The organism is Kitasatospora sp. NPDC056800 (assembly GCF_042789775.1).
Classification (GTDB): Bacteria; Actinomycetota; Actinomycetes; order Streptomycetales; family Streptomycetaceae; genus Kitasatospora.
The window spans coordinates 17,260-31,861 of sequence record NZ_JBHUAL010000033.1; the positions used below are offsets into that span (position 1 = coordinate 17,260).

The 14,602-nt window shown below is 73.2% G+C and carries 14 protein-coding genes; 10 read left to right on the forward strand and 4 right to left on the reverse strand.

Annotated features, from left to right (window positions below; genetic code table 11):
• Positions 1 to 573: 573 nt before the first annotated feature.
• Positions 574 to 1,149, forward strand: a complete 576-nt coding sequence (locus tag ACFRQN_RS10625; RefSeq protein ID WP_147408964.1) for a hypothetical protein — start codon at positions 574 to 576, stop codon at positions 1,147 to 1,149.
• Between the two features lie 54 nt (positions 1,150 to 1,203).
• On the opposite strand, the gene ACFRQN_RS10630 is transcribed toward ACFRQN_RS10625, so the two are convergent.
• Positions 1,204 to 2,184 (reverse strand): endonuclease/exonuclease/phosphatase family protein, encoded by a 981-nt coding sequence (locus ACFRQN_RS10630; protein ID WP_380739712.1) that lies wholly within the window; start codon positions 2,182 to 2,184, stop codon positions 1,204 to 1,206.
• Between the two features lie 402 nt (positions 2,185 to 2,586).
• Here ACFRQN_RS10630 and ACFRQN_RS10635 point away from each other — a divergent pair, with 402 nt between their 5' ends.
• The 3 genes from ACFRQN_RS10635 to ACFRQN_RS10645 are packed head-to-tail and all read left to right on the forward strand — an operon-like array spanning position 2,587 to position 5,191.
• Positions 2,587 to 3,330: an ATP-binding cassette domain-containing protein gene (locus tag ACFRQN_RS10635; protein WP_380739715.1), complete on the forward strand. Its 744-nt coding sequence runs from the start codon at positions 2,587 to 2,589 to the stop codon at positions 3,328 to 3,330.
• A gap of 2 nt (positions 3,331 to 3,332) precedes the next feature.
• The gene (locus tag ACFRQN_RS10640) at positions 3,333 to 4,592 is read left to right on the forward strand and encodes a hypothetical protein (protein WP_380739717.1); all 1,260 of its coding nucleotides are present in this window, start codon (positions 3,333 to 3,335) and stop codon (positions 4,590 to 4,592) included.
• On the forward strand, positions 4,589 to 5,191 hold the full coding sequence (locus ACFRQN_RS10645) for a hypothetical protein (RefSeq protein WP_074005420.1): 603 nt from the start codon (positions 4,589 to 4,591) through the stop codon (positions 5,189 to 5,191). Before ACFRQN_RS10640 ends, ACFRQN_RS10645 begins: the two co-directional genes overlap by 4 nt.
• A gap of 124 nt (positions 5,192 to 5,315) precedes the next feature.
• Here the strand turns inward: ACFRQN_RS10645 and ACFRQN_RS10650 are convergent, their stop codons facing one another.
• The 3 genes from ACFRQN_RS10650 to ACFRQN_RS10660 all read right to left on the reverse strand — a co-directional run bounded on the left by ACFRQN_RS10650 (position 5,316) and on the right by ACFRQN_RS10660 (position 8,693).
• Positions 5,316 to 5,816 (reverse strand): hypothetical protein, encoded by a 501-nt coding sequence (locus ACFRQN_RS10650; RefSeq protein WP_380739719.1) that lies wholly within the window; start codon positions 5,814 to 5,816, stop codon positions 5,316 to 5,318.
• Positions 5,817 to 6,093: 277 nt separating this feature from the next.
• Positions 6,094 to 7,611: a S8 family serine peptidase gene (locus ACFRQN_RS10655; protein ID WP_380739721.1), complete on the reverse strand. Its 1,518-nt coding sequence runs from the start codon at positions 7,609 to 7,611 to the stop codon at positions 6,094 to 6,096.
• A 380-nt stretch (positions 7,612 to 7,991) separates the two neighbouring features.
• Entirely contained in the window at positions 7,992 to 8,693 is a 702-nt protein-coding gene (locus tag ACFRQN_RS10660) for a CHAP domain-containing protein (protein WP_380739723.1), read from the reverse strand.
• Positions 8,694 to 8,922: 229 nt separating this feature from the next.
• Between ACFRQN_RS10660 and ACFRQN_RS10665 the strand changes: the two genes are divergently transcribed.
• The 6 genes from ACFRQN_RS10665 to ACFRQN_RS10690 all read left to right on the forward strand — a co-directional run bounded on the left by ACFRQN_RS10665 (position 8,923) and on the right by ACFRQN_RS10690 (position 14,586).
• Positions 8,923 to 9,840: a helix-turn-helix domain-containing protein gene (locus tag ACFRQN_RS10665; protein ID WP_380739725.1), complete on the forward strand. Its 918-nt coding sequence runs from the start codon at positions 8,923 to 8,925 to the stop codon at positions 9,838 to 9,840.
• Between the two features lie 314 nt (positions 9,841 to 10,154).
• A complete protein-coding gene (locus ACFRQN_RS10670; RefSeq protein WP_380739727.1) occupies positions 10,155 to 10,754 on the forward strand; it encodes a hypothetical protein in 600 nt (199 codons plus the stop codon).
• 184 nt (positions 10,755 to 10,938) lie between these two features.
• Positions 10,939 to 11,415 (forward strand): hypothetical protein, encoded by a 477-nt coding sequence (locus ACFRQN_RS10675; protein ID WP_380739729.1) that lies wholly within the window; start codon positions 10,939 to 10,941, stop codon positions 11,413 to 11,415.
• Complete coding sequence (locus tag ACFRQN_RS10680) at positions 11,415 to 13,589, forward strand: hypothetical protein (RefSeq protein ID WP_380739731.1); 2,175 nt, start codon at positions 11,415 to 11,417, stop codon at positions 13,587 to 13,589. The genes ACFRQN_RS10675 and ACFRQN_RS10680 overlap by 1 nt, the downstream gene beginning before the upstream one ends.
• Positions 13,586 to 14,293 carry a helix-turn-helix domain containing protein gene (locus ACFRQN_RS10685; protein WP_380739733.1) on the forward strand — a complete coding sequence of 236 codons (708 nt, stop codon included), beginning with the start codon at positions 13,586 to 13,588 and terminating at the stop codon, positions 14,291 to 14,293. Before ACFRQN_RS10680 ends, ACFRQN_RS10685 begins: the two co-directional genes overlap by 4 nt.
• The gene (locus ACFRQN_RS10690; RefSeq protein ID WP_074006120.1) at positions 14,290 to 14,586 is read left to right on the forward strand and encodes a hypothetical protein; all 297 of its coding nucleotides are present in this window, start codon (positions 14,290 to 14,292) and stop codon (positions 14,584 to 14,586) included. Before ACFRQN_RS10685 ends, ACFRQN_RS10690 begins: the two co-directional genes overlap by 4 nt.
• Positions 14,587 to 14,602 lie beyond the last annotated feature (16 nt).

Here is a 14,602-nt window from a genome sequence, read left to right on the forward strand (position 1 = left end):
TGCGCTCCTCGCCGGTGCGGGGACGAGGTCGAGCGGGCCGCGGGTCTCGCCGCGGTCTCGGGTGTCGGTGACGAAGGCGGCGTGGATCCGGCCGACGTCGAGCAGGTAGTCGCTCCCCCGCCGGACCCCTCGGCATCGCGGCGCTGGCCGGGGTCGGCCTGCCGGCCGTGCGCGGGCGACGGGACGGTCCGTCAGCCCGTGCGCCAGTTCCGTGAATTCCCCGGTCCCGGAACCCGTTCCAGTGCCCTGCTCGTTCCGCCGCGGCTTTCCAGGCGCCGCCGAACGCGCAGCTCAGGGCACATGTCGCCGTTCCAGCGTCCCGAACCGCCGGGCAGCGCTGGCGGGCGGGACGGATTCCGGGGAAGCTCAGCAGCAACCAGTACTGCGACACCCGGTTCCCGGTCTCGGTGTTCACCCGGGCCGCCGACGTCCCCGCGCAGCTGTTGTCCTCGACGCACCCGTGGCTGCAGGGGGCCGGCTCGGCCGGGTGGAACGCGCCCTTCGGGACGGCCGACCGGAGTTCGCGGTGGGCGCGCGGGAACGGGCGGTCCCGGGCGTGCCATGCTGCTCCGCATGATCGACACTCCCGACAGTGGCGCCTCGGGCCCCACCTGGTCGTTCGCCGGCGCGTGCGAGCCGGCCGACTATCCCGCGGTCGGGGTCTTGGGCGTGCCCGGTGTCCAGCACGCCGGGGGCACGGGCCGCACCCTGTGCGGGATCCGCGGCCGGTACCTGAGGCGCTTCCTGAACCTCTTCGAGCCGCAGTATCCGGGCTCGTGCCACAAGTGCCGGGCGCTTGCCGAGGCCGCGCCGTCCCGGCCGTGCGGACAGGAACGCCTGCACGACCTGCTCCTGCGGGACGCCGACGACGCGCCACTGCGCACGGACCTGCTCGCCGCGCTGCGCCGGGGTGCGTCGATCGCGATCTGGATCACCGGCCCGACAACGGACCTCCAGTCCCACACCCGGCTCGATCTGATGACGGAGGAGGCCGGTCCGGCCGCCGAGGCGCTCGCGGCGGTCGGCAGGTCCGTCACGTTGGCCCGGGTGGAGGACGCCGACCGGCAGTACCTCGTCGTCCTGCCGCCCGACGGCCGCGCCCGCATCGCGCGCGGGGCGGTGGTTCCCGCTCCGGCGGCTGGTCGGTGACCCCGGGGCAGTGGTGCGGGGCGTTCCGTACCGCCGGCTGCCCGGGTTCGGCGTTCAGCGCAGGACGGCGAGTTCGGCCACCACGGCGCGGTGGTCGCTGCGCGGCAGGGCGTGCTCGGAGACGTCGACGGCGGTGAGCGCGGGCCCGTGCAGGACGTGGTCGATCTGGATCACGGCCGGGACGCGGTAGTCGGGGTGGTCCTGGGGCCAGGTGGGGAAGAGGCCCGCGCCGAGCTCCTCGTGGGTGTCGGTCAGGCCGGTGCCGATCAGGTCGCGCATCGGCTTGTGGTCGAGGGTGGCGTTGAAGTCGCCCAGCAGGACCGCGTTGTGGTTGCGTCCGGGCGCGGCGGCGCGCAGGCCGTGCAGGTCCTCGGCCCAACGGCGGGCGTCGCCGAGCGGGTAGTAGGTGTGGACGGCGACGAGCTGCACCGGGCGGCCGCCGACGTCGACGGTCAGGTTGGTGGTCGGCCAGGCCGGGTCGGCGGCGGAGCCGACGGGCAGCCGGGTGTAGAGCGCGGTGTCGGTGCCGGCCGGCCGCTCCCGGTGGGGCAGCAGGGTGCGGATGCCGGCCGCGTCCAGGGCGTCGGCGGCGGAGTCGCTCTGCTCCTCGACCGCGAGCACGTCGATCCGCTGCTCGCGCACCAGGTCGACCAGGGACTTCGGCGAGACCTGCCCCATGAAGTTGTTGCTGGTCGCCACCCGCAGCCGGGGCGCGTCGGCGGGCGCGTGGGCCCCGTCCGGGACGAACCGGGGCACCAGCCACCACAGTTGCAGCACCACCAGCGCGGCCGCGACCCCGGTCAGCCACCGAGCGCGCAGCACCGCCACCACCGCCAGCAGCAGCACGCTGAGCAGCGCCGCGTACGGCAGCCCGGCCATCGGCAGGGCCAGCACCGTGCCGTCGTCCCACCCGAGCAGCCGCACCACCGCGAGCCCGGCCGGGCCCAGCAGCAGCACCCCGCACCCGACCAGCGCGGCGAGCCGCCAACGGCTCCGGCCGGCGGGCGACGCGCTCTTCGACGTACGGTCCGTCACGGTGCTCCTTCCAGGGCGGCGGCCGGCAGCCATGATCACCGGCCGCCGTCGAGAAGGACGGACGCCCGCGCCCGGGGCCCCGGTTCCGCACCACCGGCCGAAGCCGGGCCCCTCGCCGATCTGTACGGCATCATCGGATCCGAACTTTCGTAGCAGGCCTCGCGGCACAGCCCTCCAGAAGGAAGATGGTGCAGATCAACGGATGTGAGCATGCTTCCGTCGCCATCTCCGGGGAGGAACGCTCCGACACGTGCCGGCACCCGCATGGATGCCCCAGCTGTGTCAACCGCCCGGACCGGCGTGCAGTGGGATAGCCGATGCTGCACGTGTCTGTGGGAAAGCGTCCGGGTGACGCGGCACCACATCTCTCACCAGCTCAGAATGCAAAGCGGATCGGTGATCATGCCTGTTCAAGTAACTGACTGCTCCTTCGGCTACCGCAAGGGCTCCCGGGTCCTGGACTCCTTCAGCCTCCGCCTGGGAGAAGGGTGCAGCGTGCTGCTCGGCCCGAACGGCGCCGGCAAGTCGACCCTGCTGGGCCTGATCGCCTCCGCTCTCAGGCCCGAGGCCGGTCGCATCACCCTTGACGGGTTGGACACGAGCAGTTCCAAGGACCTCAAGGCCTACCGTCGGAAGGTCGGCTGGCTCCCTCAGCACGTGCGGCCGGTGCCCGGCCTGCGAGTGCGGGAACAGGCGGCCTACGCGGGCTGGCTCAAGGGCATGTCGCGGAGCGAGGCCTGGGAGCGGTCCCGGCAGGCCATCGAGAAGGTCGGGCTCACCTCGCTCGCGGACCGGCGCAGCGGGGAACTCTCCGGTGGACAGTTACGACGGTTGGGGATCGCCCAGACCCTGGTACACGACGCCCAGGTCGTGCTCCTGGACGAGCCCACGGCGGGACTCGACCCGGTCCAGCGCGGAGTCTTCCGGGAACTGATCGGCGAGCTGCGCCACCTCACGAGTTTCGTCGTCTCCACTCATCAGACCGAGGACCTGGCCGAGACCTACGACTCGGTCGTCGTCCTCGACCAGGGAAAGGTGCGTCATCAAGGGCCCATCGAGTCCTTCCTGACGCTCGCGCCGCACGGTGTCCCCGCGGAACGCCGTGCCGAGACCGCCTATGCCGGCATCGTCACCGGGGAGGTCTGACCGTGCCCTGGCGCACCATCTTCCGGATCTCGTCAGCCGTGCGGGCCATGCCCGTCCTGCTCGTGTGGATCACGATGTACAGCGGCAGAATGACCGGCTGGATCACCGACGGCTACTGGCCTTCCGTCACCGCCCAGAGCAGCTTCCTGCTCAGCTTCACCGCACCCGCCGTCGCGGCCTGCGGGGCCTGGGAAGGCCTCAAGGTGCGCCGGTCCGCGGTCCTCGGTACGGCACCCGCCCGTTCCGCCACCGCCATCGCCCTCTCCGTTCTGGCCCCGACCCTGGCCCTCGGCACGGTCTCCGTCCTGGCCGCCCTGGCCTTGTTCGTTCCGCAGGCCGGTGGGGTTCCGGGCTGGTCCACCCCCGTCGTCATCCTCCTGGAACTGCTGGTCGTCCTCGCGCACGCCGTGGTCGGCTACGTGCTCGGACATGTCCTGCCGCGGCTGCTCGCCGTGCCCCTGACCCTCGTCGCCAGCTTCCTCTGGATGGCCTACCCGTCGACCCTCGACGCCTTCTGGGTCCGTCAGCTCAACGGTCGGAACCTCACCGAGTGCTGCGCGCTGGACCAACTGCCGGCCACCCGGGCGGTCCTCGCGCCGACCGTCGTGGCTGTCGGGATGGTGGTCGCCGCCTGGATCTGGACGAGGCTGCGCGGGAACTACCGGCTGACCGCCGTCCTGGCACTGGCGGCCACGGCGACGGCAGGGGCGGGGATCGCGGCACCTCTCGGATACCGTGCGGCGCAAGCACGTCCGGAAAGCGAGCAGACCTGCACCACGGCGGCGCCACGGGTGTGCCTGTGGCCCGAGCAGCGGGCCGACGCCACCAGCATCACCGACTGGGCGGTCGAGGCCCACCAGCGTCTCCAAGCCGTTGGTCTGGCACAGCCCTTGACGGTGGCACCGTTATCCGCCCGGCCCGGTAAGGACGAGGTGCAATCACTCGTCGCGCTGGGGTACATCCCCAACGGGGCTCCCGACTGCGCCAAGGAGTCGTTCGCCCGCTGGCCCGGCGTGGAGGCGGTCGCCCCACTGTCGTCCTGGCTGAAGCTCACGGCCGGAGTCACCCCCAGGACGGTCGAAGGCAGCTACCGGCCACAGGAGGTGCAGATCGCCCGTCAGGTCATGACACTCCCGCAGGGTGAACAGCTCGCGTGGTTCCGGAAGAACGCGGACACATTGGGTCGCTGCGACGTCAAGCCGGTCCTGGACCCCGCGCAGTACCATCAGCCGGGTGCGCCCTCCTTCCAGGCGGTCCGATGATCTGGTGGCTGCGCATCAGGTACGTTCCCGCCGTCGCCGTCGGCCTGCTCTCCTGCATCCTGCTGGGCAGCGGCGCCGACTCCGTGATGGTCCCCATCCCGGTGGTGATCGGCGGGCTGACGTTCGACCTGCCCATGTCCTCGCTCCTTCCGCTGGTTCCCGTCTGCCTGATCCTGGAGGGCCAGGCCCGTGCCGACGCTGTCGCGGAGCGCGTCGCGGTCCGCGCCGTGGGCGGATGGGACGCGGTCTTCATGGCCGCATGTGTCGTGGTCTGCGCGCTGGCCGCCGTCGTGGCATCCACGGCGGGCGCGGGCAGCGCCGCCACCGCGCTGGCCCGCGACTTCGCCGGCTACCTCGGCCTCGCCCTCATCATCCGCTGGCTCGCGGGAGGGCGAGTCGCCACGGCGGCCACTGCGCTGTTCCCCTTCCTGTGCGCCTCCTTCGGTCTGGTGCACAACAGGCCCGGCATCTGGGCCTGGCCACTGCACGACGCCAGATCAGTTACCGCGTCGATACAAGCTCTGGTCCTGCTTGCCATCGGTGCTCTCTCGCTCGTCGTCCCCCCGTTGCGCCGGCGTGCCGGTGTCGATGGCGACTGACGTCTCGATCGCTGTCGGAGCGGGACCGTCGGATGAAGGGGGCCTCGGTCGTGGCCGCACCGATGACGTGCCCGCCCGAGTCGCGGCAGCGAGCGGTTGCCGCATGACGGGCTGCCGATCCGGCTCAGAGGAACAGGGCGACGATTCCGGCGAGCAGGCCGGCGGCGATACCCAGGACCGTTACGGCCATGAGCCCGACGCCGGCGCTGGTGAGCAGGATGCTGCCCTCCGGGGCGTGGCCGCGCCAGGCGGTCGTCAGCAGCCAGCCGGCCGACACGGTGCCCAGGACGAGGATCATGGCGGCGGCGATGCCGTACTTGATGGCGGGTGACGCCGACGGTTCGTGGGCCACGCCCTTGGCCAGCCGTACCGGCAGCCGGGTGCCGGCCCGGTGTTTTCCGCTCGTGTCCTGTACCACGATGGGCCGGGCCTGGTCCGCGCCGCCGCCGGCGGGGGTGAAGCGGCCCTTGCAGTCGATGCCGTCGTTGTAGCCCTCGCTGTCGGACACCTCGTAGCAGTCCTCCACCACGACGACGCCGTCCGGCGGGCCCAACCCCAGGGCCGCGCTCATCCGCTCCGCGGCCAGCGTCCAGGTCAGCGCCGCCGCTCCGGCGAGGAGCGCCACCGCTAGTACCCCCGCCGCGATCCGTGTTGCCGTCCGCACCCTCGCCGCCTCCCTCCCCGTATCCGCGCCCGCTCGGCGGACCGGTCCTACATCGGCCAACTGATGGTGACAGCAGCGTAGTTGACGTTCAATGCCCGCACCCGCCCGAAAGGTCCCGGGGCCTACCGCCCGACCTGTGGGGCGTGGCGCGCACCCGGCGTGCCGCGAACGCCGACGCCCCCGGCCTGGACAGCCGGGGGCGTCAGCGCGTTCGGGCACGGGACGGGTGCGGCGCCGGCTACTTGACCGCGCGCAGCGCGTTGACGATGCCGAAGCCGTAGAAGCCGTTGACGCGCTTGCCGCCCGCGCAGACGGGGTCCGCGGCGCCGTCGCCGTTCGGACCGGCCGGGCAGCCCGGGTTGTCCGCCTGGGCCTTGAGCAGTGCCTGCAACTGGGCCGGGGTCGCCTCCGGATGGGCGGACTTCAGCAGCGCGGCCACACCGGAGGCGTGGGGAGTGGCCATGGAGGTGCCCTGCTCGTAGCCGTACTGGTTGTCCGGCAGCGTCGACAGGATGCCGCCTTCCTTGGACGGTGTGTCCGAGGCCTGGTACTGGTCGCCGCCCGGCGCCGCGACGTCGATCACGCCGAGTCCGTAGTTGGAGTAGTACGCCTTCGCGCCCTTGGCGCCGGTCGCGCTGACCGTGACGACGCCCGGCAGTTGCGCGGGCAGGTCCCAGCACCTGTGCGGGTCGACCGTCCGGCTCGCCGGGGTGGAGTCGTTGGGGCTGCCGCCGTCGGTGAAGCCGTCGGAGGCCAGGTCGTGGTTGGCGTTGCCGGCCCCGGCGACGTTGAGGGTGCCCTTGCGCTGCGCGTAGAGCTGGGCGCGGTTGACCGCGTCGACGATGGCCTTCTGGTCGGGGTCGTCCAGGCAGTTGTACTGCCACGGGTCCACGTAGTAGCTGTTGTTGGTGATCTGCACACCGTGTTCGGCGGCGAACACGAAGGCGCAGACGACGCTCTCGGCGTAGATCAGCTGGCGCGGGGTGGGCTGGGAGACGGTGATGCCGGAGACCTTCACCCCGGGTGCCACGCCCGCGACGCCGACGCCGTTGCGGGCGGCGGCGATCGTGCCCGCCACGTGCGTGCCGTGGAAGTAGTTCGCGTCCACCGGCCGCCAGGAGCCGTACGTGGTGTCGGCCTTGCCGCTGGCGCAGTTCGCGGACTGCGAGGGGGAGAAGTTCGGGGCGAGGTCCGGGTGGGTGTCGTCGACGCCGGTGTCGATGACGGCGACCGTGACGTCCCTGCTGCCCGGGTTGATCTCCGCGGCCTTGTCCGCGCCGATCGCCCGCAGGGCCCACTGCTCGGCTTCGAGGGGTTCGGTGCCGCTGCCGGACGCCTTCGCGATCGTCGCCACCTCGGCCTCGGACAGGCGCCGCACGGCACCCGCCTCGGTCGTCCCCGCCGCGCTCAGCGGCGCGGTCCGCGTGGCACCCGCCGACTCCACGCCGCGCACCGCGCGCAGCCGCCCGCCGAAGCCGGGGTCCGCCGAGTGGGCGACGATGACGCCGATCCCGTCGTACGTGACGACGACGGTGCCGCCGGCCGCGGTGATGGCCCGCTGCACCTCGGCGATCGTGCGGTGGTCGGTCCTGGTGTTGACGACGTACGACAGGGTGTGCGCGTCCTCGGCCTGTGCGGCGGACGGTATTCGGGGCGCCGCCGAGGCCGAGGCGGGAAGGAAGCCGAGCGAGGCGGTCAGCGCCAGCGCGACCGGGACGGCCAGGCCGAGCCGGGGCAAGGAACGTCGTCGAGCCATGTGGTCTCCGCATCATCAGGGTGGGGGACCCGCCCGACAGCAGAGTGACGGCCGGGCAGGCACATGAGGGTGGTACGGGAGTAAAGCTGTCCACCACCTCGCCCCGATATGCCGACCGTGCCCAAGACGGCCCGCGCGACCGGGAGTTCCAGTACCGGGCACGCCCCCCGGACGTCCGCCAAGGTGCGCGGCCCCGCGTCGAACCGGAGAGCAGGGATCGACAACTGCCCCCGGAACGCCACGGCTTGGTCGCCAGGGCGTACACCGTGACCGGGCCCGGGTCCCCGGCCCCAGCCGCACCGCCCGCGAACCCCCCGGCCCGGGGCCGCCCCTCCACCCCACGGAGGACGCGGCCCCGGGCCGGGACGCGGAGGTGGGGATCAGGCGCCGGGCGGGGTCACGTAGCCGGAGATCTTCCACTTCTTGACGCCGCCCTTGGCGGTGCGCGGGTCGATGTGGCGGTGGGCCACCTTGTTGCTGACGTTGCCCTCGACGGTGTCCAGGGTGCCGTCACGGTTCACCGAGACCACCACGCCCACGTGGCCGCCCTGCTCGTAGGCCGGCGGGCCGTAGACGATGAGGTCGCCGGGCTTCGGCGAGCCGGTGTGGAACAGGTGGTGCTCCTGCCCCCACTTGCCGACCCCGCGCCCGAGCAGGGTGGTCGGGACGCTCTTCACCCCGGCGTGCCGCCAGGTCCACTCGGCGAACGCCGCGCACCAGGAGGTGTTGCGGCAGGTCTGGCCCTTTCCGGTGAGGTACTTCTGGCAGGCCGAGTCGCTCTCGGTGACCCCGATCTGACCGCGCGCCGCCGCCGCGATCCGGTCCCGCAAGGTGGCTGCCGCCGGCGCCGCGGCACCCTCGCGCAGGGCGCCGGCGTCGGCAGTGGTCCCGCCGGTGACGGTGACGGTGGCACTGCTGTCGGCGGTGGCGGTGGAGCCGGCGGCGGGCGGGGTCGCCGGGAGGGCGAGCGCGTCCGCCGCGCCGGTCCCGGCGAGCGCGGCCGCCGTCAGGACGGCGAGGGCGACGGCGCGGCCCGTGCGCTGCTTGAGGGTGGGGAGCGTGAGGTGACGGGTCGGGTACATCGGTGACTCCTTCGAGTGCATCCCGTGCCCCGGGGCGGCATACGAATGCCCGGGTACGGGAGGGGGGTGGGATTCGCCGGGGGTTTCACCGGCTGGTCGTCAGCGTTGCACGGCCGGGCCGCCGACTCCTACGCTGCGCGATCAGATGGTTACTCATTCGTATGCAGTCGGGTATGCGTGCGCTCCGAGCTGCGGATATGCACGGGCCGAAGAAGAGGGGAGCGGACGGATGCCGGACAGGGGAGTCACCGGGCCGGAGGCAGAGGGCGTCGGGGCCGGGCCGTCGGCGCGGGTGGAGCTGGCGCGGACGCTGCGCGAGTGGCGGGCCCGCGCGGGGGAACTGCCGCAGAAGACGGTGGCCCGACGGCTCAACATCGCCCAGACCACCGTCTCCCGCTACGAGAGCCCGGACGGCCGGCACCCGGCGCCGGAGGCGGCAGTCCGCGCGCTCTGGTCCTGTTACCGGCTGGCGGAGGGGGACCTCGACCAGGCGCTCGCCCTGCGCGCGCGGGTGGACGAGGAGCTGCGGGCGGGGGCGGCATCCGCCAAAGTGGCGGCCCCGGTGCCGGTGGCGGCGGTCGCGGTGGCGGCAGGAGCGGCCGTGGGTGAGGCGGTGGTGGCCGCCGGGGCCGGGGAGCCGTCGGCGGCCCCGGCGGCGGGCCGGAGCCGGCACCGGGTCGCCTGGGTGGCGGTGGCGACGGCGGCCCTGGCCGGGGTGGTCGCGGGCGGGCTGCTGGTCCACCGCCTGCTCGCCCCGACGGCGACGACCGGCGGGGCGGACGAGGCCCGCCGGTCGTCGCCCGCCGCCGCGCCTCCTGCCGCCTTCCCGACCACCGACTTCGACATCATCTACGGAAACACCTCCACGAAGGGCACCCTGACCTGGTACAACCGCTCGGTCGGCCTGAGCGGGCAAGGCAAGTCCGAGGACTCGGCCGGCTGTCGGGACACCACGGCGACGAGCTACTCCGCCTCCGGCGGCGAACTGGGCAGCATTCACACCGGCGTCGTCTGCGGCGCAAGCGAGAACTACAACGCCGCAATCCCCGCGGATGTTGCCGGCGGTGCCTCCACCGTCAGGATCTGCCTCGACGACGGCGCCACCCCGCCCGCCGTGCTCAAGTGCCAGGATTCCAGGCGCCCCTGAGAACCGGCCGTGGACGCCGGGTGCGCCGCCAGGTGGCTCGCAAGGACGTGAGCGCTCCGGTCCGCATGACGGCCCGCCCCCCTTGTTGAGGTGCGGGCCATCAGTCCTCGAACACCACGCACAGGAACACCATGGACCATCCGGCTGGGAAACGATCTACGACGGAGCGGGAACCAGGCTGTAACCGGAACGGACAATCCACTGGTCGGCGCATCGTGTCGGTTGGCCACGAAGCCGGCCGCCCCAGGAATCGCCTGGGCGACCGGTCCGTGCCGTGAAAGGATGCCGGTTCAGGACAGGGGAGACGGGGCGTCATGGGGCTGGACTACAGCTACGAGATCTTCACGCCTCCTCGGAACGTCGCAAGGGCACTGAACCGGCTGGCCGAGCTCGCACCCCAAGCCCGCGACACACCACCGCTTCCGGTGACCCTGCCTGGCGGCGAGCAGCTGACCGTGCCGTTCACCTCGAAGTTCAGGAGCGAACCCGTCGACTGCTCGGCAGGCGGCACGCTCGAACTGGACACCTCGATCGCCATCGGTGTCGACGACGCGGTGCGCGAGTTCTTCCTCGACGATTTCGACCGGGTCGACGAGCGGGGACGGGTGTCGGTCGGGTACGTCTACCTGTCCGTCAGGTTCTCGCCCGCGTGGCACCCGGACTTCGCGTCGCTGCAGTTCACCGCGGCCACCTCCGGCATGAGCCGGATGTTCGCGCGGTCCGCGAGCGTCAGGAAGGTGTTCACCGACCTCACCGCCGCCACCGGTGGTGTGTGCTGCCTGCTCGACACCGAGGCCGACGTCTTCGACATCTGCTGGCTCAACGGCGAGACGGTCAGCGGTGAGACCGTCCCGGGCCCCCGCTTCCCGCGCTTCCACGATCTCGTCGCCGCCTGGTGCGCGCCGGCGGAGTAGCACGGCAACCACGCCCACGGAGGTGGCGCCGCAGCCGAGTCGGCCGCGGCGCCGCTCGCCCCTGCCCTCGCCGGGCCGGCCCGGCTCGCCGGCGGCCACCTGCCCGGTCGCCCGCTGCCGGGAAGCGCCCCAGCGCTACCCTATGTGGAGTTAGCCGACACCATGGGACTATGAGGGGGTTCACATGAGACTCGTCCTGGAGGGCGTGTCCGAGGACCTGGCGCGTGAGCTCTTCGCGCTGCTGGGCAGGCACGGGGCGGCGCCGGTGCTCCAGGACGCGCAGTGGACCGTCACCAGGGCCGCGCAACTCCTGCGGGACCTGCCGGCCACCGCCGTGCAGATCATCCGCCTCGCCGCCGAAGGCGAGGGCTGGGTCGCCTCCGGCCACCTGCGCGGCCCCGACGGGTCGGAGTCCCTGCGCGGTCGGTCCGGTGCGATCACCAAGGCCGTCAACCGGGGTGCCGCCAAGAAGCGTTGGCCCGTCGGGATGCCGCAGCCCGTCGAGGCGCAGTACGACCCCGAGAACCCCTCCTACCAGCGCACGACGGGCTACGTCATGAACGAGGACCTGGTCCCCGTCTTCAAGGCCGCCCTGGCCCGCATCGACCGGGAGACGGCGGAGCTCGCCACCGCGACCGTCACCGCGGAAGGCGGCGCCTGATGGACCGCAAGACGTACACCGCCGAGCTCGCCGGTCTGCGCGAGCTGCGCGCCGGGATCGCGGCCGCCGAGAAGCAGGTCGCGGCCGCGCGGAAGGAGCTGGACAGGCTCGCCGCCCAGCGTTCGCGACGGGTGGCCGGGCTGGCGGGGTACGAGGGCGCGAAGGCCGACGCCATCGCGAAGGCCGCGGGCCTGTCGGTCGGCGACGTCGTGCGGATCGCCCCGCTGCTGGACCCGACCCCGGCCGCCGTCCGCGCCGCCGCGCCCGCCCCGGTGCCCGTCGCGGAAGTGGCGGAAGCGGAGGAAGTGGCAGATCCGGCGCCGGTTGCCGAGCCACCCGCCGCCGTCGCCCCGGCGCTGACCCGCCCCGCCGCCGTACTCGAACAGCCGGCCCCGGCCGAGGCCCCGGCCGAGCAGCCGACCCCGGCCGTCGCCGCGCCGGTCGTCCCAGCTGCCCCGGTGCATCCGGTGGCCGAGGCCGGCCCGCGCGAGCTGCCCACCCTCCCCGAGGGCCCGGCAGGCGCCCGGTTCGAGGCCGTGACGATCGGCCTGCTCTCCAAGCGCCCGAACTTCACACAGCAGGCCCGCTCCACGGTGTTCCTGGACGCGGCCGCCGGGATGCTCGCGGTCCGCGACCAGGTCGTCCGGGTCGACCTCGGTGCCCGCACCCCCGGGGAGATCCTGGACGCCGTCCTGGCGACCGCGCCCGGCACCGAGCGCGTCTACATCACCGCCGGCGCCCCCTGGCACGACGGCGCCGAGCGCTACAGCACGCTCAAGGACGCGGTCGCCGCCTGGCTGAACACCCCGTCCGAGCGGTGGACCACCGCCGTCGGCTCCGGCCGCGACAAGCTCGCCGGCCACTTCGTCCACCAGCGCCAGCCCGTCGGCCGCTACGCCCCCACCGCGGCCCCGGACAGCGGCACCACCGAGATCCGCAGCATGGGGGAGTGGTTCGACCCGGACGGCGCCGACGTCGTCACCTGCCGTCAGGCGTTCACCCTGCTGTGGCAGGCGCTGCGCCGCCACTGGGACGACGCGGTCCTCATGGGCTCGCCGTCGCAGACCGGCCGGGACCTGTGGTCGCGCACCGTCCCGGCCACCGGCAAGTGGGCCGGCGGCTACCCGGTCCTGTCCGAGGAGCTGCGCGGCCTGCTGCACGCGACCGGCGGCCAGGGCCGCACCGAGCTGGTCCTGCCCCCGCGCGTGCCGGAGCAGCTGCCCGCCCTGGTGGAGTACGACCGCACCTTCGCCTACGCCAAGCACCTGTGGAAGTCCCCGGTCGGCACCCCGCGCCGCATCACCGCCGCCGCGTTCGCCGCGATGACCGGGGCAGAGCAGGTCAAGGCGCTGATGTCCTGCTCGCACTGGAACGTCAAGGTCACCGTCCCGCAGGGCTGGAACCACGTCGGCCTGCTGCCCGCGCCGGTGACCGGTGACCGCGCCTGGGTCTACCCGTCCGAGCCCGGCACCACGTTCACCACCTGGGCGGGCGGCGCCGAGGTCCACCTGGCGCTGTCGAACCACCTGATGCCGTGGAAGGTCGAGATCCTCGGCGGGCTGCTGTTCGAGGACGGCAAGCCCTTGGATGAGTGGGGCAAGCGCCTCAAGTCGGCGTGGGCGGACCTGACCAACCTCTCCCGCATGCACGGCGACGACCGCCAGCGCACCGCCGCCTACCTCGCCTCCCGCGCCGTCCGCGCGGTGCTGCTGTTCGGCCTCGGGGGCTTCGCCCAGCGCCCGCGACTGGTCTCCGGCACCACCCCGGTCGGTGAGACCCTGCCCGCCGGGGTCGAGATCCTCGGCCGGGACGACCAGGTGGTGACCTGGCAGCGGCAGGCCGGCTTCTCCCGCGACCCGTACGCCCACCCCGAGTGGGCGGCCTACGTGTGGTCGGGGGCGCGGGCGGCGCTGCTGGACATGAGGTACCGCCAGGGCAAGGAGGTCATCGGCCACGCCGGCGCCCTGCACGCGAAGCCCGGCACCGTCGTCTACTTCGGCACCGACGGCATCGCCCTGACCGAGCGCCAGCCCTGGCCCTACCGCGGCGAGCCCGGCGACTACCTCCTCAAGGGCCACCTCACCGGCCCCGTCGAGCACCCCACCAGCCAGGAGCAGTACCTGAAGCTGCGCGGCCTGGGCCGCGCCGAACTCGCCGCAGAGGAGACCCGGTGAGCCCGGCCGACCCGAACCAGCCCAACGAGGCCGCGCGGCTGACCCAGCAGCTCATCGACCACGGCTACACCAAGCGCCAGATCGCCACGATGCTCGGCCGCGACGCCTCCCTCGTCTCCCAGTTCTTCACCAAGGGCAAGGGCGCGAGCATGGTGGGAGCGCTGCGCCAGCTGGTCCGGGCGGTCCGCGGCGGCGAGCGCGACGAGGAGACGCTGTCCGGGATCGCGGAGGCGAACACCAGCCGCCGCCGCACCAGGACCGGCCAGAAGGCCCGGGTCCGGGGCAAGGACACGGTCGGCGAGGCCGGCGGGTCGATGGCCGGCCGCGCCGGGAGACAGGCCATCAGGTCCGGCGCCTCCCACCTCGCACCCGTGGTGCACGAGACCGGCCGGGCCGGCGGCCGCCTCGCCTTCACCGTCCGGATGAAGGCCGACCAGTACGTGTACTCGGCGGGCTCGGAGCAGGACTCCGGCGGCATCCGGCGCGGGTTCGTCCCCCGCGCGGACGGCACCGAGGAGCGCACCTACGGCTCCGCCGGCACCGGGGGCTTCGACGCCGCCGAGTGGTCCCGGCGCGTCGCCGACCACCACGGCGACGTCACCGAGGCCATGAAGGCCTGGCTGGTGGAGACCGGCCGCGCCATCGCCGACGCCGACATCCAGTACCTCGAAGTCCGCGGCTGGATCCCCGGGGAGAACCGGTGAGCGCAGGACATCCGGACCGGCACACCGCACCGGACCCCCACCGCCCCGCATGGTTCGCCGGCTCCGACGAGAAGCTCACCGTGCTGCGCCGCGCCGCCGAGGCCCGCGGGGTGGCCCTCGACCCGGCCACCCCGCCGAGCGAGGAGGACGCCCAGGAGCTGACCGACCGACTCGCCGACATCCTCCTGGCAGAGGGCGGCTTCGACGGAGACTGGCGGACCACGCCGTTCGGCGACCTGGTCGAAGGCCTGATCGACGCCCTCCACCGCTACGCCTACCCCGACGAGCACTGACCCCCCAGCACCCGGC